Source organism: Flavobacterium maritimum (genome assembly GCF_040049085.1).
Taxonomy (GTDB): domain Bacteria; phylum Bacteroidota; class Bacteroidia; order Flavobacteriales; family Flavobacteriaceae; genus Flavobacterium; species Flavobacterium maritimum.
Genome location: NZ_JBDLZY010000001.1, coordinates 900,752 through 924,211, shown reverse-complemented (window position 1 = coordinate 924,211; position 23,460 = coordinate 900,752). Strand labels below are relative to the sequence as shown.

Below are 23,460 nucleotides of genomic sequence, written 5' to 3'. Positions count from 1 at the left end.
TAGAAAGCATCTTCAATTTGCTCTTTATTTTAAATTAATAATTAGTTTCCTCCCATTGAATTAGTTTGTCCAAAAAAAGTTTTAAAAAATATTGTTGCATTTTATATACAACAATAAGATAACGATACCTATATTTGCAAAAAATAAAAATTGTAATAATTATGAATGCGAATCAAAAAGAATTAATCAAAGCAACTGTGCCTATTTTAAAATCAAATGGAAATGATTTAATATCTTATTTTTATCAGAGGATGCTAACCAATAATCCGGAGTTAAAAAATATTTTCAATATGGCAAACCAAGCCAGTGGAAAACAACAAGATGCTTTGAGTGGAGCTGTCCTTGCTTATGCAGAAAACATTGAAAATCCTACTGTATTAATCAACACATTAAAATCAATTGGAAATAAACATGTCAGTTTAAATATTGCACCTGAGCAATATGATATCGTTGGAAACCATTTAATTGGATCCATAAAAGAAGTTTTAGGAGATTTAGCGACTGCCGAATTAATTGAAACGTGGACATGTGCATACAATGAACTAGCCCAAATTATGATTGGGATTGAAGCCGAAATGTATCAAAAAACAACGACTAAAAAAGGCGGCTGGAAAGGATGGAGAACTTTTGTAATTGCAAAAATTGTAAAAGAAAGTGAAGAGATTAATTCATTTTATCTTAAACCGGAAGACAACAAAGAGATTGCTGATTTCTATCCGGGTCAATATATATCAGTGAGCACGTTTATTCCAGAATTAGGTCATAAACAACCAAGACAATATAGTCTGTCATCACATTCAAACAACGAATATTATAGAATTTCGGTTAAAAAAGAAATTGGAAAGACTACGCCTGACGGTATTGTTTCGAATACATTACATAATAAAAAAGTAGGAGACTCTATTGAAGTTAGTGCACCTGCCGGTGTATTTTTTGCTGATCCGGAAGCTAAAAATCCCTTGGTACTTGTTAGCGGAGGTGTTGGGCTTACTCCAATGATGAGTATGATAGAAACCAACAAAAATTCACTTCAAAAAAATCAGACAGTTTGGATTCACAGTTGTCGTAATGAAAATGTGCATGCTTTTAAAAACACAATTGAAGAGTTAAATAACGAACAGGATTGGTTGACCTCTTTTGTTTTTTATGAAACTTTACCTGAATCAGAAACAAATGCCATCGAAGGAAGAATCGATTTGCATCAAATCAAGGAAGAAATCCTTATTAAGGATGCAAAATATTATATTTGTGGGCCTGCTCTTTTCATAAAAGTTCAATACCAATCTTTGGTTGCACTTGGTATCGATAGAGAGAATATTCTTTATGAAGAATTTGGCCCAAATTTATTAAGCCTTAATTAGTAATTTTATTATGAGATTGAACCACTTTACCGATTTTAGTATGCGCGTTTTAATGTATTTAAATCAAAAAAAAGACACTCCACAAAGTTCTTTAGATGATTTAGCGAATACCTTTAAAATTTCGAGAAACCATCTCATTAAAGTGGTTCAATTCCTATCAGCAAATCAATTAATTATTACTAAAAGGGGAAAAAATGGAGGAATTGTCATTTCCGAAAAGGCAAGAGAAATTCGATTAGGTGATTTAATTCATCTTCTGGAACAAGACGATGTTCCTATAGTTGATTGCAATTCAAAACCTTGTATTTTCCAATCACACAATTGTAAATTAAAATCGTTATTCAATGACGCCTATTCCGCTTTTCTTGAAAATCTAAATCAATCTAAACTTTCCGATTTAGAATTTAAAAATTGGAATGCTATGTTTTAAAATATCTTAAAATAACTGGATTTCCCCAAGAATCCGTCATAAAAAAAGGCTTTATAAAAAAGCCTTTTTTTTGTTAATCATGATTCTCAATCTGTTTGTATGCATCAATCACTTTTTTGACCAATCTATGTCGTACAATGTCTTTATCATCAAGATAAATAATACCAATTCCGTCAATATCCTTTAAGACCAATATGGCTTCTTTAAGCCCTGAAATGGTTCTGCGAGGTAAATCAACCTGGCCTGGATCACCGGTAATCATGAACTTGGCATTTTTCCCCATACGGGTCAGAAACATTTTCATTTGGGAATGCGTCGTATTTTGAGCTTCATCCAAGATAACAAAAGCATTATCCAAAGTTCGACCGCGCATAAATGCCAAAGGTGCAATTTGGATAATTCCTTTCAGAATATAATCTTCCAGTTTTTCGTTGGGTAACATGTCACGCAAGGCGTCATATAAAGGTTGCATGTAAGGATCCAGTTTTTCTTTCATATCCCCGGGAAGAAAACCAAGGTTCTCCCCTGCTTCTACCGCCGGTCGGGTAAGAATAATTCTTTTCACCTGTTTTTCCTTTAAGGCTTTCACAGCCATCGCAACTCCAGTATAGGTTTTTCCTGTTCCCGCAGGTCCAACGGCAAAAACCATATCATTTTTATCCATGGTATCTACCAACAGTTGTTGGTTAGGAGTCATCGGTTTTATGATTTTCCCCCCCACACCATGCACTAAAATTTTGTCATGGCCCTGAATTTTTCTTTCATCCTGTCCGTCGCCAAGAATAACGCGTTCAATCACATTGTCATCAATTGTGTTGTATCTCGTAAAATGGAGCATCAACCGCTGGAAACGCTTCTCGAACTCGTCCAAAACTTCTTTTTCTCCAAAAGCCTTTATTGTCGTACCACGAGCAACAATTTTTAATTTTGGATAATATTTTTTAATTGTTTCAAGATGAGTGTCTTGAGCACCCCAAAATTCTTTTGGAGCGATGTCTATGAGCTCGATGATTCTTTCGTTCAAAAGGAATAGTTTTTAGGTTAAAATAATCAATTTATAATTCAAATGCTTTTTGGGTTTAAAACTTATTAATATTTAGAATTTGTTTTTTCTTTTTTGCTTTTTTGAATTTACTATTATTAGCTTTGCATTTCTCAAATTTAATGAAAATTAGGTTTAGATATCGTCAATAGTTATAAACAAATTTATGTCAATAATTACCCTTACTACCGATTACGGCTTGAAAGATCACTTTATCGGTGCTTTGAAAGGGAAGATTTTATCTGAATATTCAGAGGCTTCTATTATTGATATTTCTCACGATATAGACCCATTCAACACAGTAGAAGCCAGTTACATTATTGGAGCTTCCTACGCCAGTTTCCCAAAAGGCACTGTTCACCTCATTGGAGTTGACATGGAATGGAATAAAGAAAACCAACATATTGTGATGCAATGGAACGATCATTATTTTATTGCAGCCGATAATGGTATTTTAAGCATGCTTTCGCAACGAATTGTACCTCAAAAAATTGTGACTATTAACATCCACGATCGCTTGCATAATGAAGCTACGGATATGGATGTTTTTGTAAAAGTTGCCTGTCATATTGCAAAAGGCGGTTTACTAAACGTCATTGGTAAAGAAATAAAAAGCATCAAGCAAGTAACCGAATTACAAGCAATTGTTGCTGATGAGGGCAATTCACTAAAAGGACATGTTATTTATATTGACCATTTTGGAAATGTGGTGACCAATATTTCAAAAAAACAATTTTTAGAAGTAGCTAAAGGCCGACCATATGAAATTGTAATGAAAACCAAAAATATCAAAACCATTTTGCCTAATTATTCGGCCATTGCGAGTTCTGAAAAATACCCCATAAAATATTATGAAGGAGAAAAATTAGCCATTTTTAATGAAGCCGGTTTTCTTGAGATCGCTATTTTTAGAAGTAATCCTTCTAAAGTGGGTTCCGCAAATAGTTTGTTAGGATTGAATTACAGAGATGTGATAAGTATAGTATTCAGTTAGTGGTGATCAGTAATCAGTTTAAAAATCTAAAACCATAAATCTTCTCCCGAAGCTTCGGGACTTAAATTATAAATCCAAAATGTTTATACGAATAGTAAAATTGAGTTTTCACGAGGAAAACATTCCTGCTTTTTTAGAAAACTTTGAATTAATGAAAGATAAAATACGAAATGCCCCCGGTAACCGTTTTTTAGAACTGTATCAGGACAAAAGCAACAAAAGTATTTTCTTCACCTACAGTTATTGGGAAACCGAAACCGATTTAGAAAATTATAGAAATTCAGAGCTTTTTAATGAGGTTTGGACATTTACCAAGAAATTATTTAATGATAAACCTGAAGCTTGGAGCGTTGATAAAGTGGCCAGTTTACAGTGATCAATGTTCAGTCGCAGTTTACATACGCGACAACTTATAACCCACAACTTATAACTTTAAAAAAAACATGAAATCAATTGTATTAAGAGAAATAAAATCCTTTTTTGGTTCGCCTGTAGGCTACCTCGTTATTGCCATTTTTCTTATTTTAAACGGCCTTTTTCTTTGGGTCTTTGAAGGCGATTATAATATTTTGAATACGGGTTTTGCCGATTTGACTCCATTTTTCACCTTGGCTCCGTGGATTTTAATATTTCTGATTCCAGCCGTTACCATGCGTAGTTTTTCGGATGAGAAAAAGCAGGGAACACTTGAATTATTATTGACCAAACCTTTGAGCATTTGGCAAATCGTAAACGGAAAATTTCTGGGTGCCTTGCTTCTTATTGTCATGGCGATAATTCCAACCTTTATTTATGTTGAAGTGATTTCCAGTCTGGGTATGCCGGAAGGTAATATCGATATGGGAAGTACCATTGGATCTTATTTTGGATTATTATTCCTGATTGCCGCTTATTCTGCTATCGGTATTTTTACTTCGACTCTGCCAGATAATCAAATCGTCGCTTTTATTGTAGCAGTATTTTTATGCTTTGTATTCTTCTTTGGATTTGAAGGTTTAGCCTCCGTACTTCCTGCTGTTTCTTCTGTAATCGCATCTTTGGGTATGCAAGACCATTTCAAAAGCATGAGCCGCGGCGTTCTGGACACCAGAGACATCATCTATTTTGTCAGTATCACGGTTGCCTTTCTTTCGTTTACTGTTTATAATCTAAAATCTTTCAAATCCTAATGACTACTTCTAAGAAAAACAACCTGAAATCGCTACTGATTACCCTTGCTGTTCTATTGGTTTTGAATCTGATAGGCAGTGCTTTTTTTCATCGTTTTGATTTAACCAAAGACAAAAGATACACGCTTTCTGCGACATCACTAAATATCATAAAACAAGTCAAAAATCCTTTGTCTGTAAAAGTATATATGCAAGGTGATTTGCCTGCTGAATTCAAACGTTTACAGCAGGAAACCCGTCAATTATTGGAAGAATTTCAAGGATATAATTCCAATATTGTTTTCGAATTCGTAGATCCTTTGGAAAACGAAGAGGAAAGCATGGACAATATCAAAGAATTGTATCGAAAAGGGCTTACTCCAATAAACATAACCGTTGACGATAAAGGCAAACAATCACAAGCCATGGTTTTCCCGTGGGCAATTGCAGTTTATAATAACAAAGAAGTGAATATTCCTTTGTTGAAAAACCGAATGGGAGCTTCAACAACTGATAAAGTAATTGGTTCTGTGCAGCATTTGGAATATTCAATTGCCGATGCTTTTAATAAAATAACTCAGGAAAAACAAAAAAAGGTAGCCATCATCAAAGGAAATGGCGAGCTTCATGAAGCCTTTATTGCCAAGTTTCTGCTACAGGTTAGGGAAAGCTACCATATTGGACCATTTACATTAGATTCTGTTGCCAAAAATCCGACTGCAAGTTTGGATGCGTTAAAAAAATACGATTTAGCGATTATTGCTAAGCCAACCGAGACCTTTTCCGATGCCGAAAAACAGGTTCTTGACCAATTCATTATGAATGGAGGGAAAACCATGTGGCTTATTGATCAGGTTTCTGTAGAAATGGATAGTTTATATAATTCTTCGGGAGCTACATTGGCGTATCCAAGAGATTTAAACCTCAATGACATGTTCTTTAAATACGGTATCCGAATTAATCCCGATATGGTAAAAGATGAACAAGGAAGTCCTATAAAACTAGCTTCTGGCGATCCGGGAAGTGCTGCTCAATTTCAGGAATTCGTTTGGAAATTTGCCCCTCAGGTGTATCCAAGCAGTCAACATCCAATTGTGAAAAATTTGGGTGGAATCAAATTTGATTTTGCCAATTCAATTGATACCTTAAAAAATGGAATCAAGAAAACCATTCTTTTGCAATCGTCCCAGTATTCGAAAAAAATAGGAACGCCTGCCGAAGTTAATTTGGCTATTGTAACCGAAGAAACCACACCAAACGATTACCTCAATAAGGGAAACATCAACCTTTCGGTATTATTGGAAGGCCAGTTTCATTCGATGTTTGAAAACAGGGTACTGCCTTTTGACCAGAAATCATTTGAAACCAAAGGAAAAGAGAACAAAATGATCGTGATTTCTGATGGGGATTTAATCAGAAATCAATTGGATAAGAACATGCAGCCAGTTGAATTGGGTTATGACCAAAGATCCGGAAATTTATACGATAACAAAGACTTTCTTATAAATTGTGTCAATTATCTGTTAGATGATAACGGACTTATTAACATTCGAAGCAAGGATCTTGATCTGCCATTATTGGATAAAGAAAAAGTTTATGCAAACTATACGCAAACCCAGCTCATAACTATCGGGCTACCAATTCTAATTTTAGGGCTTTTTGGACTCCTGTTTACGTTCCTCAGAAAAAGAAAATACAGTAAATAGATGTTAATAAAAAATTTTCCAAACTAGAATAGTTTACGATATATTTGTAAAGTATATGGTTTTTAAATAAAGTTAAAAAGTATATCCAAAAACAATAAAATATAACAGATGAAATTTATAGTATCGAGTTCGTACTTATTAAAACAATTACAAGTTTTAGGCAGCGTTATCAACAATAGCAATACTTTACCTATTTTAGATAATTTCTTGTTTGAATTAGACAATAATACTTTAACAGTTTCTGCATCTGATCTTGAAACTACAATGTCTGCAACTTTAGACATTGATTCTACAAGCAAAGGCAGTGTTGCTGTTCCTGCAAAATTACTTTTGGAAATCCTTAAAACATTTCCGGAACAACCTTTAACTTTCACTGTTGAAGAAAACAGTACAATCGAAATCAGTTCAAATTCGGGAAAATATGCTTTAGCTTACGCTCCAGGAGAAGAATTTCCAAAATCTGTAAACTTAGAAGAACCTTCTGTAACCCTTGTACCTGCTGATGTTTTGGCAACAGCCATAAGCAAAACAATTTTTGCTGCAGGAAACGATGATTTACGTCCGGTAATGTCAGGTGTATTCTTCCAGTTTTCTCCACAAGGTTTAATTTTTGTGGCTACTGATGCTCACAAATTGGTAAAATATGCCCGTACCGACGTTACGGCTTCACAAGTGGCTGATTTCATTATGCCAAAGAAACCTTTGAACATCTTAAAAAATATTCTTTCTACTTCGGATACTGAAGTAAAAATAGAATACAACGATTCGAATGCTACCTTCTCTTTTGAAAATTATATCTTAATGTGTCGTTTGATAGACGGAAAATATCCAAACTATGAAGCGGTAATTCCAAAAGAAAACCCAAATAAATTAATGATTGACCGTTCTCAATTCTTGAGTTCTGTACGTCGTGTGGCTATCTTTTCAAATAAAACCACACACCAAATTCGTTTGAAAATCGCTGGTGCGGAATTGAATGTTTCTGCTGAAGATATTGATTACTCTAATAAAGCTGAAGAAAGATTGACTTGTGATTATCAAGGTGATGATATGCAAATTGGCTTCAATTCCCGTTTCTTGACAGAAATGTTGACCAACTTACAATCGGATATGATCATGCTTGAAATGTCCTTGCCAAACAGAGCAGGAATCCTGACTCCTGTTGATGGATTAGAAGAAGGTGAAACAGTTACAATGCTTGTAATGCCGGTAATGCTGAACGGCTAATCACCTCATTTCATAATTGAAATTATAAAATACGTTAACTAACCAAACCATTTTTATATTTAAAAAACCGCAATTTCCTAACCAGATATTGCGGTTTTTTGCTTTATTTAGGAATTGGTTTTTTGGATGTTGGGTGTTGGGTGTTGGACTTGAGCCTATAAAAGTTTTTTCCAAAAACTATTATAACTGCATTCTGAAAACTGAATACTGAAAACTGAATACCGAAAAACTGTACACTAAATAACTCCCATTTTCTTCATTAAGAAAGTAGCGCTTCGGTTTTGGCAAATACCATCTCTAAGTTTATAATCAAAATGCAAATCGTTATTTTGTATTTCGACCTCAAAGCATTTATTCGTCAGTATATCGGGATATTCATTTGTGGTGAGGCACACTTCTATATCATGTGTTGCGATGGCTCCAACTGCTTTTTGAGCAATTATTTTTTTGACTACTTCAATGGTTCCGTTTCGTTTATCATCCGAATTGGTTCCTCGTAATATTTCATCCAGTAGCACGAAAGCAGGTCTGTTTGCCAATTCATCCATAATTTGTTTTAGACGCTTGATTTCTGCAAAAAAATACGATTCACTGTCGGATAAGGAATCGGATAATCGCATCGATACCAAAACCGGTAATGGATGTACATTCGCCTTACTGGCACAAACTGACGAGCCTATTCCAGCCAGTACCATATTAATTCCTAAACTGCGTAAAAAAGTACTTTTCCCAGACATATTTGAGCCTGTCAAAATCATGAACGATTGCGGCTGAAAACGCACGGCATTCCCTACTCTGGTTTCGGGGTTCAATAACGGATGGCTTAAATTAGAAAAATCAACTTCAAAATTGCTATTCAATACAGGATACACAAAATCGGGATTGTTATACGAAAGATTCGCCAAACTGTTTAGCATTTCGAATTCGCCAATGACTTCCAACCAATCTTCCAGAGCTTCGGCATGCTCTTTTTTCCATTGAATCAATGCTTTTAATACATGAACATTAAAAAGAAAAGTTCCGTTGAAAGCGATGCCCGTTACAAAATTCCCGATACTATCCATATTCGAAAATAATCCAGCCAATTGTTTTAAGTGAACACTGGCATTCTCTTTTTTAAATGTCAGTTTTTGTTGCAAATCGATTAATTTCTCCGATTGGAAAGATTCCTGTTCAATTTTTTGCATCAATAATCCATACTGACTGATGATTTTATCTATATCTGACGAATTCGCTATTTCGACTTTGATTCGCTTTAAAAACCTACCTAAAAAGGCCAAATTAAAGATAAATAAATAGGTCATAAAAGTTAGGAAAAGAGAATTGGATGTAAACAGATATCCAATGAAAACCCCCAGAAAAAGTATAGGTGCTAGGAATGAAATCAGCACATTCGCTTTAGATAAAGGAGTGCTATTGAATTTACTCCAAATCAATAATGTTTCGTAACTGGAGGAAGTATCTTTGCTTATTTTGGCTAAAGCCAAAAACTCCTGACGCCAATCAAACTTCTGTGATAATTCTTGCACCGCTTGATGGTTTCTGACTATTTCATCACTTGACAACAGGGTTAGCAATTGTCTGGCCAATGTTTTCTTTCCAATATAAGTGGCTGTTCGATTCAGATTTTGAAATAAGGAATGTTCTCCAAAAATATCCAGATCATAGGCATATGGGTGATGAAAATCATTGAATTCCTGACCGTTTTCGAAAGGGATTTTTTTTCTTTCCAGATAGGCAGCTTCATTTTCATTAATTTCCAATAACTCCTGTTTGATTTGTTTTTGGAAAGCCAATTTAGAATGAATGCGCATCAAAACGATAAACAATCCAAAGAACAAAAGGGATAAAGCAATAAAAATGGTTTCGCTGTTTTTAATATAATAATAAAGTGACACCAAAAAAAATACAATAGTGAGAAGCCTTAAAATGCTTATACTATTGTACTTTTTATTAATTCTATTTAACTCGGCTGAATACGTTTCTTTTTTTTCCTGATACACTCCCATAATTCAAATGATGAACTGCAAATATACTGCTTACAGTACTATTTCATCCATTAAAAAGAAGAAATACTTCACAAAAGCAGCTGCCTAAACTACTAAAACAGTTCTTAGTGTGTTGCCTTTTCTGAAGTCATCTGACAAAAATTAATCAATTTGCATTGCCAAAATAGGGATATCAAAATTGGTAGCCATTTTTTTGGTTAAACTAGGCTTGAATATTCCTTCGAAGAAACCTCTTTTATAAGTTAACATCGTCAAAACATCTATTTCTTTATAAAGAATAAAATCCAATATCGTTTCTTTTACCTCATCACTGCTAATTACAAAAAACTCAATGGGGTCGTTCATAAAATCAGTTTCCCATTTTTCTATTGTTTCTTTTGAAACATCAGAACTGCTGGTTTTTACATACAAACATTTTACTTTAGCTTTGGTTTTTTGGGCAATATCCAAAACTATTTTCAATGCTTTTTTATCTTTTGGTCTAAAACGGGTTGTAAATCCGATAGTTTCAATTTTTTTGAATTTGGCTTCCAATGGTATACACAACATTGGAACATCGATATGGTTGATCACAGAACTGGCATTAGTTCCAACAAAAAATGCATCCCATCCCGTAGCTCCAGAAGTCCCCATTACCACAAAATCAATTTTATCTTCTTTAATCGACTTTTTGATATTAGACAGTAAATCACCATCCATAAGCCGGTGTGTCATTTTTATTTTATCAAGATGATGTTCTTCTGCTATGGCGCGCAACTTTGGAATTTCATCTTTAAACATATCAAATTGAGACAACTCAACTGAATCATAAATGATGGCATAATTTTCAGGAAAAAACTGATTATCAAACACAGGCAATTCAAATGTATGTAACAAAATAAGCTCTCCTTGCACTATTTTGGCAAATTCTAAAGCATGCACAAATGCATTGTTGGCCACTTCAGAAAAATCTGTTGGGAATAGAATTTTTTTCATTTTATTATAGAATTAATATGTTTCGCCTATCAAAGGTAAATAAAAAAATATCTCATAACACACTAAAAAACAGTAGTTTATATTTTTTATTCTAAATTAAAAAATATTGAATCCAGTTGAAACTACTCGCTTTTTTTCAAACTAAAAATGCAACAATTGAATCAAAATCCTTTTATCCATGGATAGCCAAAATAGGCACATTGAGATGAAAACTCAATTTTTTTGAAAGACTAACTTGGAATAACTTTTCAAAGAAATTTCTATGATGAACGTGCATGGCTACCATACTAATTTTATTTAAATCAATAAAATCCAAAATAATCCCCTCTACATCAGTACCTGCAATAGCATGTAAAGCAACATCATGATTTTTGACTATTGGCCTCCAGTCCTCCATATTCTCTTCATAGTTTATTTGATGAGGGGCTTTTACAAACAAGCAATCAATATGGGCCTGAAACACTTTGGCCAAAGACATTATTTTTTTTAATACTTCCAAGTCTTCCTCTATATATTCCGTAAGAAAAAGTATTTTTCTGATGGGCTCGTATTTACAGTGTTCCGGAATCGCCAGAACCACTGCTTCGGTATCATTCATGACCTTAGTGGTAATCGTGCCCAAAAAAGTTTCTTTTAATCCCGTAGCTCCTTTGGTTCCCATAACCACATAGTCAATACGTTCTTTCTTGGCTACTTCAATGGTTTCCTGAATCAAATTACCCATTACAAGCACATTACTGATCTTGATGTGTCCTAAATCATTTTCATCGGCAATCTTTCTCAATACAGGAATCTCGTCTCTGTAGTTTTCAAAATTACTTAATTCGGTTACTTCATAAATTTCTTGCAGATAAGGCGTTACATCAATATAACTGGCCTGTGGCAATTGATAGACGTGCAAAGTAATAATCTCAGCATTTATACTATCTGCCAACTTTAAGGCATAAATAAATGCATTTTTAGAAGCATCTGAAAAATCAGTGGGAAACAGAATTTTTTTCATAATATATCTTAATTAATTACAAATCAATTATTTACATAAATTTACAAAATTTTTAACAAAATAGTATGATAATTATCAGTTTGGCATATTTTTAACTCGAAATAAAGTTAATGCTTTTATAAGCCTGTCTTGTTCCCACCTCAATTTTACTTACTTTTGCATAAAATTTCAAATAAAAATATGATTCCAAATGATTCTATAGTGGCACTGGCAACTCCTTCAGGAGCGGGGGCAATAGCCATAATCCGAATTTCCGGCGAGGATGCCATTGCGATTGGTAATTCTGTTTTTCGATCCATTAAAAACAAAGACTTAACTACCCAGAAAACGCATACCTTACACTTAGGTCATATCATTGATGGAACTAAAACCCTTGATGAAGTTCTGGTATCTATTTTTAAAGGTCCTAACTCCTATACAGGCGAAAATACGATTGAAATTTCCTGCCACGGTTCAACTTATATCCAACAGCAAATTATACAATTATTGCTTCGAAAAGGATGCCGTATGGCAAATGCGGGAGAATTTACCCTCAGAGCTTTTCTAAACGGAAAACTCGACCTATCACAAGCCGAAGCTGTTGCTGATTTAATTTCGTCAGACAATGAGGCCTCGCACCAAATTGCCATGCAACAAATGCGCGGAGGTTTCTCTAATGAAATAGCTAAATTACGTGAAGAACTCTTGAATTTTGCTTCTCTGATTGAACTCGAATTGGATTTTGCAGAAGAAGATGTAGAATTTGCCGACAGAACCCAATTTCATGAATTATTAAACCGAATTGAATTTGTACTCAAACGATTAATCGATTCATTTGCTGTGGGTAACGTAATCAAAAACGGAATTCCTGTGGCTATCGTGGGTGAACCCAATGTAGGTAAATCGACGCTTTTAAATGCTTTATTGAACGAAGAGCGCGCTATTGTTTCGGAAATTGCCGGAACTACGCGTGATACAATTGAAGACGAATTAGTAATAGGTGGTATCGGTTTCCGATTTATAGATACGGCGGGAATCCGTGAAACTGTGGATGTGGTGGAGAGTATCGGAATTAAAAAAACGTTCGAAAAAATTGATCAGGCTCAGGTAGTTCTGTATTTGTTTGAAAGTTTAAAGTTTAAAGTTCAAAGTTCCGAATACATTGTTGAAATTGAAAAAATAAAAAATCAGTTTCCTTTAAAACCTTTAGTTGTCGTAATCAATAAAATTGATTTGCTTACTGAAAATGAAATCCTTACGATAAAAAAACAACTTGAACCTTTAAATGTTATTCTTGAAACTATTTCGGCAAAAGAAAAACTGGGCGTTGATGACCTCAAAAACCAATTATTATCTTTTGTCAATACCGGTGCTTTGCGAAATAACGAAACCATTGTGACGAACACCAGACATTATGATTCGCTGTTAAAAGCCCTGGAAGAAATCCAAAAAGTAAAATATGGTTTAGAAACCAACTTGTCCAGCGACTTGATGGCCCTCGACATCCGAGAAGCTCTGTACCATTTTGGGATGATTACCGGACAAGTGACGAATGATGAATTGCTTGGGAATATTTTTGCTAATTTCTGTATCGGCAAATAAATACCCAAATTTAAACAAATTACCACAAACTAAAACACACCAAAACCCTTGTAAAACAAGGGTTTTTTATTTTTTATTTTTTTTTGTTTTGATTTAATTTTTCATTTTTTTGTATTTTTTGTACCGATATTGTACCTCGTTAAAATTATTTATTATATTTGAATAAAAGTTGGACAAATTATGTCCCTTATTTCCCCTTAATTCTTTTTAAGTCGAATAAACACTATTTAATTCAGTAATTAATGAGCTCCAATTTAAGTATAAATCGTGTCTGTGAATATTGCAAAAATCCGTTTGTGGCAAAGACTACTCGTACCCGATTTTGTTCTAGTATTTGCAACGGCAGAAATAACAAAATGCTAATTCGAAATTTAAAAATTAAGGATAGCGATTTGGAAACTTTATCTAAGGCAAATGAGAAATCTATAGAAAAAATTGAAGAAATAAAAAACAAAGATTTTTTAACTGTGAAAGATGCTTCTCAATTATTGAATATTTCCACAAAAACTCTTTACAGATTGATAGAAAGAAAGGAAATCAACTCTTTTAGTTTTTCAACTAGAAAAACGCTTATCAGGAGAAAAGATATTGATACTTATTTTGACAATAATTTAAAAGAAATTCAAAAAAGCATAGAAAGTCCAGAAATCATTATTAATCTTGACAATTCTTACACTATTCAAGAAGCACAGGAGAAATACAATATATCTAGTGCAGCATTGTATAATCTTATTATTAGGTTCAAAATACCAAAGAAGAAACAAGGTAAATACACCCTTGTGAGAAAAGAAGATATTGATTCCATTTTCAATTAATTAAAAAATATGGCAAATGTTACCCTCCGAAAAAAAGCATTAGCAAACAACAAGTCAAGTTTGTTCTTGGACTACTTTCCCGCTATTATTAATCCTAAAACTGGAAAAGAATCCAGAAGGGAGTTTTTAGGTCTTCAAATTTTTGACAAACCTAAAGATGAGATTGAAAAAACACATAATAAATCTACATTGGAATTTGCCGATTTGGTACGTGCCAAAAGACTTACACAAATTAGAGATAAGGAATATGGTTTTAAAGAAAACATTACTTATAATGTTGATTTTATCGAATTTTACGCCTCTATAGTTGATGACTACTACAACAATGGAACAAAATCAAATTATTCCGGTTGGAATGCATCATTGAACTATTTTAAGGCTTTTGCAGGAGACAAATTGCAATCTCATTTTTTAAATGAAGAGCATGTTAAAAAGTACAGGACTTTTTTACTTGAAACGCAAAATTTAAGAACCAACGCAAAAAAACTATCTATCAACACAGCGTCTTCTTATTACAAAAATTTCATATTGGTTCTTAAAAAGGCTTATAAGGACAAAATCATAGAACACAACATTGCAGAAGAAACTGAATATATAAAAGAAGAAGAAACCTATCGAGAATACTTATCCGAAAAAGAATTGGAAATTTTATGGAAAACTGACTGTAGTTTTCCAAAACTAAAACATATGGCTATTTTTTCAGCCTTAACAGGATTGCGTTTTGTTGATATTAAAACCTTACCCTATTGTAATGTTTATTCTGATATTCATCAAGGTGATTACATCAAAGTAAGAGAACAGAAAACGGGTAATTTATATAATCATCCAATATCTGAAAGCGTTCTGAGTATTATAAACTTACAACCCAAAGAGAATGAGCTTGTTTTTGGGGAAGTGAAATATTCCGAGATAACAAGACCACTAAAAAAATGGCTGATTGATTCTGGAATAACAAAGAAAATTTCATTTCATAATTTCAGACATACATATGCCACTTTACAATTAGCTAATGGAACAGACATTTACACCGTCTCCAAACTTCTAGGTCATAAAAACGTTTCGACTACTCAGATTTACACAAAAATTATGGACAAGAATAAAATAGTTGCTGCTAACCGTATAAACTTAAAACTAGATGGAATATAAAAAATACTATGAATATTTCTATAATAAAACCTATGCTATTGGGGAAATAAAAATCAAAGAAGCATTAATAAAATCAAAGGCTAAATCATTAGTGTTTTATAAAAATTCAAATATTATACTTGAAACTCAAAATATATTAATTTCAAAAAAGAGTAACATCCGATTATTTGATTCATTAAATGAGTTAGACACAATATTTGTAAATTCAATGTTTGATTATACTGAGAACAACGAAGAATTAACCCTAAAAAACAATGTCTATCCAGCATATTTAAAAATAAAGAATGATCAATTACCCCCTAATTATTCGTTTAATAAATTTTTGAGTGATTTTGGAGCTTTAAAAGGTTTAATTGACGTTGTTAAAAAATTTCAAGAGAATTTGAATCAATATCAAAAATTGTATGAAGAAAATAATTTTAGTAATTTTAAAATACCAAAACAAAATTTAATCATCCAGAACAGATCTATAAACAAAACACCCCATGAAGCAGAATCAAAGTCTCAAATAAATATTGACTACAATAATTTGAAAGAAGATGAAAAATCTTTTTTATTTCATATAATGTGTATTGCTTTAAGTGAAAAAAAAGAAGAGAAAAAAGAAGAGAAAAAAGAAAATGGTTTATTCAATTTACCATATACTGAATTAATTCGATTAAATTCACTTATTGATTTTAAAGACAAATATTGTTTCGGGAAAAATTTCAGAGATTCTAATAATTACAAAATTTTGGCAAAAGGTTTAAATCATTTTGAAAAAACAGAAAAAATTACTTTTCTCTCAACTTTAGTAGATAATATAAAAATTTATCAACTTCCTCAAACAACAAAATATATCAAAACAATCCTCAACAATGAGCATTATAAAAGTGACAAAATTAAAATGAAGTAAAAACAACACAAAATACAACAAGCTTTTTACCATACAAAAGTCTCGACAAACCTAATTGATGTTTTTTAAAAACATCAATTAGGTTTTATTTTTTCAACAAAAACACTCTGTACAAGCCTATTTTATTGAGGTTTTTAAAATAAATAAAACCACATTTAAAACCACACAAATTTCCACTCGGTATATTTTGGAATATTGATTCATGGAAACAAATCAAATTTACATGATCACAGAAGCAGGAATAAAAGTACTGACTGATCAGATTACAGAAAACATTTTAAAGGCAATTAATCCCTCAAAAACTTCTGACGAGGATGCCTTCTTGAGTATTGATGAAACAGCCAAAATAATCAACTTAAGCAAAGCAACTATTTATGGATTGACCCATCAAAAAGAAATCCCTTTTCACAAAAGAGGAAAGCGTCTCTACTTTCTAAAATCTGAAATTTTGCAATGGATTAAAAGTGGAAAGCGAGAATCTAAATCTGAACTAGAAAAAAGAGCCGAAGAATATTTATCTAAAAACAGATTGTTTTAATCGTCAATCTAACGTAAAAATAACGAACAATGGAAAAATATTTATATACATGTCAGTATTGTAGTAAAGAATACAAGCCTAATAGACGACAACAACAAAAATTTTGCAGTAACAGTTGTAGAACCAGAGCTTTTGTAATTAGAAAGATTCAAGGATTAAACTTACCCTCTACAGAAAATAAAAATACAGAAGAAAAAAAATCAAAAGGCATGAATTGGGCCGGAGTTGGAAATGCGGCTGCTGGAACTCTTGCAGTAAATCTTGCTACTAGTCTTTTTACAAAGGAAGAAAATAAACCGGCAACTAAAAAAGACATCAGAGAAGTTAAGAACCTTTTAATGACCCGATATCATTCGATAAAAAATATCCCCAGTAGAGTTGATGGTGCTAGACCATTTTATGATTTGCAAACACAAAATATTGTTTACTTAATTAAACCAACAAGTCATGGACATCAAAAGTATTAACGATATAAAAAACAGCATTGATAGCGCAGTTTTAACAAATAAAGAAATAGCTAAAAATCAGTTAGTACAAATAATATCATTAATGCCTTCAGATATTAAGAATGTTATTGAAGACGCATTTATACATCAACGAATTCCAAAAGAATACTTGTTGAGTTCTATTTTATTTGCTTACAGCAATGCCGCAGGGCTCGCTTTTTCGATTCATGCTTTAGGATACACAAATTACTCCAATTTGTATTTTGCCATTGTAGGTAGCCGAGGGGATATCAAATCCCCTGCAATGGATATTGCTACAGCTCCATTACATTTATATGATCACAAAAGCTATCAAGAAGCTAATATAAACAAACAGGACGACCCAAGTTCTGATTTCATTAGAAAGCAATTATTTTTACAAGATGCTACTATCGAATCTGCTTTGTATGTACATCATAAAAATCCATATTCTATTGGGATTTTCATAGATGAGCTTTTTAATTTGGTGCAAAAAATGGCGAGTAAAACTAGTAATGAAGGATCAGCTTGGCGTACCTTTTTTTTGCAGGGAAACACTAATAAACATATTGACATTTCCAGAAAAACAACCGATAGTTATAGAATTGAAAAATCCTATCCCACATTAATGGGATCTATTCAAAACCAATTTATCCCTAAATTATTTGCTGATGGTAACTTAGAAAGTGGATTGATTGATCGATTTCTATTTACAACGAAATTAACCTCCAACAATATGCTATCACTTCATAAAGTAGCGGATGTAACATTAGAAAGATACTCCGAATCTCTTCTAAAATTATTGAATTATAGAATTGATATTGAAACTACTCCCGAAATGGATTGCATTACATTGACACTTGATACCGAAGCGCAAAATAGAATGTTTGAATATTCACAAGACTTAATAAACAAGCAAAATAGACTATTGGATTACAGTCGTGAATACATGGCTAAAATGCTTATCAATATTCATAAGTTAACCCTTCTGGTTCATTTAATCGAAAATGCTTCAACCAGTGATTTTAGAAAACCCATTGCAATTAAAACATTGGAAACAGCAATTCTAATCAATGAATTTTATTTTACCAATTTCAAAATCATCCTTGAAGAAAATATTTCCAAAACGGATAAAGAAGTTACTATTGATGAAATTATCAAAGTCGCTATAAAAAATCGTGCAACACAAAAAGATGTTGTAACAATCACAGGAAAGGACAAAGGAACTGTTTCTAGGCATTGGAATAAAATAATTAACGCAATGCAACCTGCAACTTAAAACTTTAATCGAACCAATAATAAACAACACACATTCAACAACTTATAACAGTTTTAAATAAAACAAGAAGTTGCAAGTTGCATAAATAAAATGAAATAAATGGCATTATATAAAGTAATTATAGAATATAAATATAGTCCAAAAAGGGATCTAAATTTGACGACTCCATGCTGTAACAAAAGTAATAAAGATGGCAAATTTACGACTTATGTTGACTTACCCGAAATTTATGGATATTGTCATTCTTGTGGTAAAACGACCCTACCTCCTACTATATTCAAAGATGAAAAAGGCCTTGAATATACTTGGAATGAAATTGAAAATAAATATGAATCCATTGCAATCCCTTTACAAAGCATTTGCAAAGGAATTGCAAAAAAGGAACAAAACTTTGCAAAGGATATAAAATATATTCCGGAAAGTACTATTTGGCGGTACTTCCATACAATTCCAGAGAACAATCTTTTGCAATACCTTTGCAAAACTTATGGTAAAGAAAAAGTTGAAGATGCAAAAGAAACCTATGTCATAGGGACCAATAAAGATGGAGGGACAGTTTTTTGGAATATCAATTCTGACTTAAAAGTTCAGAAAGCCAAAATCACTTACTACAATGAAAACGGAAAAAGAACAAATCATTTTAAAGTTCCCTATAAAAATGAAGACGGTTATTATGCTTGTCTTTTTGGAGAACACCTTATCTATGATGAATTAAAAAGAAGAAAAACTATTATACTCGTTGAAAGTGAAAAAACTGCCATTGTAGGATACATTCATTTTCCAGAATATATTTGGGTAGCCTATTGTGGAATCAATGGTCTTACTGAAAACAAACTAAAACCCTTAATCGGTCATACCGTTTTGATTATCCCAGACATGAGCGAAAGTGCAGTGAATGTGATTTATGACAAAATTCCACTTCTAATTACAATGGGAATTAATGCAAAAGTATGGGATATGACTAAAGGAAAAACAGACGAGCAATTGAAAACCGAAGGAATTTATAATGATGATTTAGAAGATGTGTTTAGGAGATTTATATCCGAATAATCATAATTCACACTTGAAGAAATAAAGTTAAGTTTTAAACAAAAGTAGAACCTTATTTAAAAAGACATACAAACTCGCATCGCAAAAACTTGATTTTCATAACAACGTTTATTCAATACAAGCACTTTATTATTTATTGATATTAACTAGGCTATTCAAGACTTCCCCTTTCTTATAATAAACCTTATTACCAATACCATAGCTGGTCAGCTTTCCTATTTTTGTCCATTTCCAAAGCGTAGTTCTTTTGATATTGAGCAGCTCACAAGTTTCAATTGGAGATAATAATGCATCATCATTATTTGTCGATCCATTTAGCTTTTCTATTGCTTTCTCAATACTATTCAATTTCTCTAAAATAATCTCAAAAGGGTTTTCCATTTTTATTGCAAAATTAAAAACTACATAGATCAATTATTAGAATTTAACAAAAAAATGTTATTCCAGTATTGAACCAGAGAAAATAATTTCAAAGTGAGGATATTTCGGAGAGCGGGGATTATTTAAGATGTTTTTTAATGGCAGAGTAAACTATATGCTTGCGTTTTCTAACTTGATGATGAAAAATTTCACTTTCAAATATATCGATACATCTTTTTATGTATCCCATATAATTAGAATTCCTCCTTTTAGGAGTATACTCAGATGAAATCATTGAATACTCACCTCTTTCATTATACTCTAATACTGTTTTATTGCGTTGATTTTGTTTTAGTTCTCTATTTTCAGAATCTAATTCACGTAAAGGTTTATTATAAAGCTTTTTAATTTGATTGATATAGATTGCTCTTTTTTGAAATGGATCATTTGCAATAACTTTATTGACCCTTTTTGCTCTTCTTTTGACAATACTAATTAATCTTCTATAGTATTTTGCCAAATTTGTTGATTTTACAACTACATTATGACCCCTAAACTCAAAACCAAGATAAATTAAAGGAGAACCAATTGAACGAGTGTTGTCCTTGTTTATTTTAACGGAAGTAAGTCTACTTTGACCTAATCTATTATAATTAATCTGCTTAAAGATGAAAGTTTCGGTCTTTTCAGTACTTATTTTTACTTCACTCTCCAAAATTAAATTTTCGACATAATTTTTTGTAAAATCAATATCTTCAACTTTGCATATTAGAATAATATCATCCGAGTATCTTCGATAAAATGCACCTCTTTTATTAACCAAATCTAATATTATAGATTTATCAAAATCGTATAAATAAATGTTCGCTAAAACTGCACTAACAGGAAGTCCTTGGGGAATACCTATTTTAATCTTTTTGCCATTTGAAGAAGTTTTTCGGAAAGGATTATTATAAACCCTTAACTTTCCTTGCTTAATATGATTCCTAAAATCTTTATTAGACTCAAAAAAACACTTAAACCCTTTCTCTCGCCTAATTGTAGCTAGTTTACTCTCGTCAAAACCTGATTTTCTTAAAGATTTTGTTTTTCTTTTTCTCAAATCATCTAAAAGTACATAATTGAAATTCGTACAAGATTTAAAAACATTATAATGATCATTTGGAAGTTTTTCCTTATCAATAGTAAATGCCCATTTTTGTTTTAGAATATTATGATCTAGGGAAGAAAAAAAACCTTTAATATCAAAAGCTAAAACAGCAACTTCTTCTTTGAAATAGGCTCTTTTTTTAATCTCATCAAAAACATCCTTTGCAAAATGGATAGTACTTTTTCCTCTATCGTAACCCTCGGCTATTTTAAGTTTACGGTAGGCTGTTATACTATCAGATAATCCGGAAACTTGACCTAATTTTTCCTCATACTTTTTATTCAACTGTTGTGCATAATACCCATAAACTAGAGCATCATAATGACTTGCATAATGTAGTGGTCTGGTCTTAGCAGTTCTTTCAGTTTCTTTAGTTTCTTTGTGAATATGCTTATGAGAACGGCCTAATGTAGAGTGATTGCCGCTGTCAGCATTTTTATATTTTCTTTCCTGAATAAAGGAATGAATTAACGGGTAGAAAGCATATTGGGATACAAATGTTTTGTTTTCAATCTGTCTTTTATAAGTACGCCAATTCTCGCCAATTTTTAAACTTGGAGATAAATGCGTATAACCTTTATTTTTTAACCAATCGGGTATTTGTGTCATTTTTGTAATAAAAAAACCTTGTGCATAAAGCCAAGCAATAATGATATATATTTTACATAACACTCCTAAGAGCCGGACTAGTACCCAATTACTGAGTCATTGTATTTATTCGTAAATATATACTGAACATTACACACCAACTAACTAAATTTGATATGGAACTATTTATTAGTATATTTGTATCGATTCTAGGTGTTCTCATGGAGGCCGCCTTGAATAAATCCTGAACCTGAATATCTCAAATATTCAGTAAAGCTAAATGCCCTTTAGTCCTAACTAGTTGTAAAAAATCTGCTTTTCTGCACAAGGCAAACAAATATAGGATTTTATTTATTAAGTTTGTCTTTTATCAACTACATATCAAACATATGCCTATTATCAAAATTGGAGATATCCTTACTCTAAAAAACCATCCATACGCAAACGGAAACACGGAAGTTAAAATATCAGCCCTTGCACTGATGACACCTCCGTTATTAGTTGTTACTGAAATACTAAACAATTCTAAAGAGTTTGATACTGAAACAGGAGAAAAAAAAACTAAGCAAATAAAATGCATCTTTTACTCTCACAAGACTCATAAATTCGAGAGTTATTGGTTTAATCCGGATCAATTAAAAGTTATTATAAAGAAGGTCGATGTTGACGGGACTGCTATTACTCTGGATGAAAAATCGGGTGAAATAAACACCAGAGATGAAAGTGATTTGAATAGTATAGGCATAAAAACCCCTAAAAACACATCATTATCTAGGCTAAAAAAAGACTACTTAAATCGTCAGGTAATTTTGAAATCCTGTGATTATGAGTTAGGAAAACAGAAGTCAACGTTTGAAAAAAACGAAAACAAATCCTCTCAAAAGATTAACGCGCATTTAGATTTTGTACCGCCAGTGTTAACGGTGATTGATGTAAAACCAAATGATGAAAAAACAACTTACAATCCAAAGACTGGGAATCAAAAGAAAATAAGATCGTTTTTCTTGTTAAAGTGCAAATGGTACAATCCTTCATCAGGTGCTTTTTCAGAAGATTTTTTGCCAATTGAAGCTATGAACCTAATTCACGAAGATTTCTCTATAGATAGTGTAAAAAATTTCATTTTAGACAAAAAATTATTGCGATTAAATTTAGATCAACCTATTGAGCTTGAAAGTAAGGTTAAAATAAATCATACTTATATTCAAGGAATTGATTTAATATTTAATCACTATAAATATAAATTGAAATATTTTGACTTTTTCAAGAATAGTTATTCTGAAATAGATTTATCTAAAGTAGATTTAAAACGTACTCATACCAGTTTTGATGATATTATTTTAGAAAAAGTGCCAGAGTATAAAAAAGACAAACAAGATTTTACATCTGTCAAAGATTATGAATTTGATAAAGGACAATACTACAGAATAACCTATAGCGATGTTTTGGGAAGGGTGACAAGAAGGGTCATTTTTGTTAAAGAATATATTAAAGAAAAAATCGTAATAGCCGATTGCTTACTAAGAAATGGAGAGGAGAGGCATTTCAGAATTAAAGACGGTATACTGAAAATAGAAGCATTAAATTCTTGTTATTTTGAAGATTCTGAAAATTTTAAAGATTCCGATCAAGAGCAAAAAATGGTTTTAACTGATAATAAGTAACTTAATTTATAAAAAAACGGAGGTTTAAATCCTCC

The 23,460-nt window shown here is 32.2% G+C and carries 22 protein-coding genes; 16 read left to right on the top strand and 6 right to left on the bottom strand.

Annotated elements, in window-relative coordinates:
- Positions 1 to 161: 161 nt before the first annotated feature.
- Together hmpA and ABEB23_RS04095 are read left to right on the top strand one after the other, a co-directional pair.
- Positions 162 to 1,361, top strand: coding sequence for an NO-inducible flavohemoprotein (gene hmpA, locus ABEB23_RS04100; RefSeq protein WP_348811104.1), 1,200 nt, complete (start codon positions 162 to 164; stop codon positions 1,359 to 1,361).
- Between the two features lie 10 nt (positions 1,362 to 1,371).
- The gene (locus ABEB23_RS04095; protein ID WP_348811103.1) at positions 1,372 to 1,791 is read left to right on the top strand and encodes an RrF2 family transcriptional regulator; all 420 of its coding nucleotides are present in this window, start codon (positions 1,372 to 1,374) and stop codon (positions 1,789 to 1,791) included.
- Between the two features lie 73 nt (positions 1,792 to 1,864).
- Here the strand turns inward: ABEB23_RS04095 and ABEB23_RS04090 are convergent, their stop codons facing one another.
- A complete protein-coding gene (locus ABEB23_RS04090; protein WP_348811102.1) occupies positions 1,865 to 2,815 on the bottom strand; it encodes a PhoH family protein in 951 nt (316 codons plus the stop codon).
- 184 nt (positions 2,816 to 2,999) lie between these two features.
- Here ABEB23_RS04090 and ABEB23_RS04085 point away from each other — a divergent pair, with 184 nt between their 5' ends.
- From ABEB23_RS04085 to dnaN, 5 genes are all read left to right on the top strand, one after another.
- The gene (locus ABEB23_RS04085) at positions 3,000 to 3,827 is read left to right on the top strand and encodes an SAM hydrolase/SAM-dependent halogenase family protein (RefSeq protein ID WP_348811101.1); all 828 of its coding nucleotides are present in this window, start codon (positions 3,000 to 3,002) and stop codon (positions 3,825 to 3,827) included.
- Between the two features lie 79 nt (positions 3,828 to 3,906).
- Entirely contained in the window at positions 3,907 to 4,203 is a 297-nt protein-coding gene (locus tag ABEB23_RS04080) for a putative quinol monooxygenase (RefSeq protein ID WP_348811100.1), read from the top strand.
- A 67-nt stretch (positions 4,204 to 4,270) separates the two neighbouring features.
- Positions 4,271 to 4,996, top strand: coding sequence for a gliding motility-associated ABC transporter permease subunit GldF (gene gldF, locus ABEB23_RS04075; RefSeq protein WP_348811099.1), 726 nt, complete (start codon positions 4,271 to 4,273; stop codon positions 4,994 to 4,996).
- Positions 4,996 to 6,681: a gliding motility-associated ABC transporter substrate-binding protein GldG gene (gene gldG / locus ABEB23_RS04070; RefSeq protein ID WP_348811098.1), complete on the top strand. Its 1,686-nt coding sequence runs from the start codon at positions 4,996 to 4,998 to the stop codon at positions 6,679 to 6,681. Before gldF ends, gldG begins: the two co-directional genes overlap by 1 nt.
- A gap of 108 nt (positions 6,682 to 6,789) precedes the next feature.
- Positions 6,790 to 7,908 (top strand): DNA polymerase III subunit beta, encoded by a 1,119-nt coding sequence (gene dnaN, locus ABEB23_RS04065; protein ID WP_348811097.1) that lies wholly within the window; start codon positions 6,790 to 6,792, stop codon positions 7,906 to 7,908.
- A 236-nt stretch (positions 7,909 to 8,144) separates the two neighbouring features.
- Here dnaN and ABEB23_RS04060 read toward each other — a convergent pair whose 3' ends face one another.
- The 3 genes from ABEB23_RS04060 to ABEB23_RS04050 all read right to left on the bottom strand — a co-directional run bounded on the left by ABEB23_RS04060 (position 8,145) and on the right by ABEB23_RS04050 (position 11,895).
- The gene (locus tag ABEB23_RS04060; protein ID WP_348811095.1) at positions 8,145 to 9,917 is read right to left on the bottom strand and encodes a MutS-related protein; all 1,773 of its coding nucleotides are present in this window, start codon (positions 9,915 to 9,917) and stop codon (positions 8,145 to 8,147) included.
- 141 nt (positions 9,918 to 10,058) lie between these two features.
- Positions 10,059 to 10,892, bottom strand: a complete 834-nt coding sequence (locus tag ABEB23_RS04055) for a universal stress protein (RefSeq protein ID WP_348811094.1) — start codon at positions 10,890 to 10,892, stop codon at positions 10,059 to 10,061.
- Between the two features lie 172 nt (positions 10,893 to 11,064).
- Positions 11,065 to 11,895 carry a universal stress protein gene (locus ABEB23_RS04050; RefSeq protein ID WP_348811093.1) on the bottom strand — a complete coding sequence of 277 codons (831 nt, stop codon included), beginning with the start codon at positions 11,893 to 11,895 and terminating at the stop codon, positions 11,065 to 11,067.
- Positions 11,896 to 12,075: 180 nt separating this feature from the next.
- Between ABEB23_RS04050 and mnmE the strand changes: the two genes are divergently transcribed.
- The 8 genes from mnmE (at position 12,076) to ABEB23_RS04010 (ending at position 19,663) form a co-directional block, all read left to right on the top strand.
- Positions 12,076 to 13,476 carry a tRNA uridine-5-carboxymethylaminomethyl(34) synthesis GTPase MnmE gene (mnmE, locus tag ABEB23_RS04045; RefSeq protein ID WP_348811092.1) on the top strand — a complete coding sequence of 467 codons (1,401 nt, stop codon included), beginning with the start codon at positions 12,076 to 12,078 and terminating at the stop codon, positions 13,474 to 13,476.
- A 242-nt stretch (positions 13,477 to 13,718) separates the two neighbouring features.
- Positions 13,719 to 14,291, top strand: a complete 573-nt coding sequence (locus ABEB23_RS04040; protein WP_348811091.1) for a helix-turn-helix domain-containing protein — start codon at positions 13,719 to 13,721, stop codon at positions 14,289 to 14,291.
- Between the two features lie 9 nt (positions 14,292 to 14,300).
- Positions 14,301 to 15,437, top strand: coding sequence for a site-specific integrase (locus ABEB23_RS04035; RefSeq protein WP_348811090.1), 1,137 nt, complete (start codon positions 14,301 to 14,303; stop codon positions 15,435 to 15,437).
- Positions 15,427 to 16,332, top strand: a complete 906-nt coding sequence (locus ABEB23_RS04030) for a hypothetical protein (protein WP_348811089.1) — start codon at positions 15,427 to 15,429, stop codon at positions 16,330 to 16,332. Before ABEB23_RS04035 ends, ABEB23_RS04030 begins: the two co-directional genes overlap by 11 nt.
- Before the next feature lie 202 nt (positions 16,333 to 16,534).
- A complete protein-coding gene (locus ABEB23_RS04025) occupies positions 16,535 to 16,870 on the top strand; it encodes a helix-turn-helix domain-containing protein (RefSeq protein ID WP_348811088.1) in 336 nt (111 codons plus the stop codon).
- Between the two features lie 29 nt (positions 16,871 to 16,899).
- Positions 16,900 to 17,337 (top strand): hypothetical protein, encoded by a 438-nt coding sequence (locus ABEB23_RS04020; protein ID WP_348811087.1) that lies wholly within the window; start codon positions 16,900 to 16,902, stop codon positions 17,335 to 17,337.
- On the top strand, positions 17,318 to 18,613 hold the full coding sequence (locus ABEB23_RS04015; protein WP_348811086.1) for a DUF3987 domain-containing protein: 1,296 nt from the start codon (positions 17,318 to 17,320) through the stop codon (positions 18,611 to 18,613). The genes ABEB23_RS04020 and ABEB23_RS04015 overlap by 20 nt, the downstream gene beginning before the upstream one ends.
- 99 nt (positions 18,614 to 18,712) lie before the next feature.
- Entirely contained in the window at positions 18,713 to 19,663 is a 951-nt protein-coding gene (locus ABEB23_RS04010; RefSeq protein ID WP_348811085.1) for a DUF6371 domain-containing protein, read from the top strand.
- A 129-nt stretch (positions 19,664 to 19,792) separates the two neighbouring features.
- Here ABEB23_RS04010 and ABEB23_RS04005 read toward each other — a convergent pair whose 3' ends face one another.
- Together ABEB23_RS04005 and ABEB23_RS04000 are read right to left on the bottom strand one after the other, a co-directional pair.
- Complete coding sequence (locus ABEB23_RS04005; RefSeq protein ID WP_348811084.1) at positions 19,793 to 20,044, bottom strand: helix-turn-helix domain-containing protein; 252 nt, start codon at positions 20,042 to 20,044, stop codon at positions 19,793 to 19,795.
- A 118-nt stretch (positions 20,045 to 20,162) separates the two neighbouring features.
- Positions 20,163 to 21,782 (bottom strand): reverse transcriptase domain-containing protein, encoded by a 1,620-nt coding sequence (locus tag ABEB23_RS04000; protein WP_348811082.1) that lies wholly within the window; start codon positions 21,780 to 21,782, stop codon positions 20,163 to 20,165.
- Positions 21,783 to 22,150: 368 nt separating this feature from the next.
- Between ABEB23_RS04000 and ABEB23_RS03995 the strand changes: the two genes are divergently transcribed.
- Entirely contained in the window at positions 22,151 to 23,425 is a 1,275-nt protein-coding gene (locus tag ABEB23_RS03995) for a hypothetical protein (protein WP_348811081.1), read from the top strand.
- Positions 23,426 to 23,460: the final 35 nt, after the last annotated feature.

What these genes read in the sequence shown, in the direction of transcription:
- hmpA (WP_348811104.1), top strand. Translation starts at nt 162, where the DNA reads ATGAATGCGAATCAAAAAGAATTAATCAAAGCAACTGTGCCTATTTTA.
- ABEB23_RS04095 (WP_348811103.1), top strand. Translation starts at nt 1,372, where the DNA reads ATGAGATTGAACCACTTTACCGATTTTAGTATGCGCGTTTTAATGTAT.
- ABEB23_RS04085 (WP_348811101.1), top strand. Translation starts at nt 3,000, where the DNA reads ATGTCAATAATTACCCTTACTACCGATTACGGCTTGAAAGATCACTTT.
- ABEB23_RS04080 (WP_348811100.1), top strand. Translation starts at nt 3,907, where the DNA reads ATGTTTATACGAATAGTAAAATTGAGTTTTCACGAGGAAAACATTCCT.
- gldF (WP_348811099.1), top strand. Translation starts at nt 4,271, where the DNA reads ATGAAATCAATTGTATTAAGAGAAATAAAATCCTTTTTTGGTTCGCCT.
- gldG (WP_348811098.1), top strand. Translation starts at nt 4,996, where the DNA reads ATGACTACTTCTAAGAAAAACAACCTGAAATCGCTACTGATTACCCTT.
- dnaN (WP_348811097.1), top strand. Translation starts at nt 6,790, where the DNA reads ATGAAATTTATAGTATCGAGTTCGTACTTATTAAAACAATTACAAGTT.
- ABEB23_RS04060 (WP_348811095.1), bottom strand. Translation starts at nt 9,917, where the DNA reads ATGGGAGTGTATCAGGAAAAAAAAGAAACGTATTCAGCCGAGTTAAAT.
- ABEB23_RS04055 (WP_348811094.1), bottom strand. Translation starts at nt 10,892, where the DNA reads ATGAAAAAAATTCTATTCCCAACAGATTTTTCTGAAGTGGCCAACAAT.
- ABEB23_RS04050 (WP_348811093.1), bottom strand. Translation starts at nt 11,895, where the DNA reads ATGAAAAAAATTCTGTTTCCCACTGATTTTTCAGATGCTTCTAAAAAT.
- mnmE (WP_348811092.1), top strand. Translation starts at nt 12,076, where the DNA reads ATGATTCCAAATGATTCTATAGTGGCACTGGCAACTCCTTCAGGAGCG.
- ABEB23_RS04040 (WP_348811091.1), top strand. Translation starts at nt 13,719, where the DNA reads ATGAGCTCCAATTTAAGTATAAATCGTGTCTGTGAATATTGCAAAAAT.
- ABEB23_RS04035 (WP_348811090.1), top strand. Translation starts at nt 14,301, where the DNA reads ATGGCAAATGTTACCCTCCGAAAAAAAGCATTAGCAAACAACAAGTCA.
- ABEB23_RS04030 (WP_348811089.1), top strand. Translation starts at nt 15,427, where the DNA reads ATGGAATATAAAAAATACTATGAATATTTCTATAATAAAACCTATGCT.
- ABEB23_RS04025 (WP_348811088.1), top strand. Translation starts at nt 16,535, where the DNA reads ATGGAAACAAATCAAATTTACATGATCACAGAAGCAGGAATAAAAGTA.
- ABEB23_RS04020 (WP_348811087.1), top strand. Translation starts at nt 16,900, where the DNA reads ATGGAAAAATATTTATATACATGTCAGTATTGTAGTAAAGAATACAAG.
- ABEB23_RS04015 (WP_348811086.1), top strand. Translation starts at nt 17,318, where the DNA reads ATGGACATCAAAAGTATTAACGATATAAAAAACAGCATTGATAGCGCA.
- ABEB23_RS04010 (WP_348811085.1), top strand. Translation starts at nt 18,713, where the DNA reads ATGGCATTATATAAAGTAATTATAGAATATAAATATAGTCCAAAAAGG.
- ABEB23_RS04005 (WP_348811084.1), bottom strand. Translation starts at nt 20,044, where the DNA reads ATGGAAAACCCTTTTGAGATTATTTTAGAGAAATTGAATAGTATTGAG.
- ABEB23_RS04000 (WP_348811082.1), bottom strand. Translation starts at nt 21,782, where the DNA reads ATGACACAAATACCCGATTGGTTAAAAAATAAAGGTTATACGCATTTA.
- ABEB23_RS03995 (WP_348811081.1), top strand. Translation starts at nt 22,151, where the DNA reads ATGCCTATTATCAAAATTGGAGATATCCTTACTCTAAAAAACCATCCA.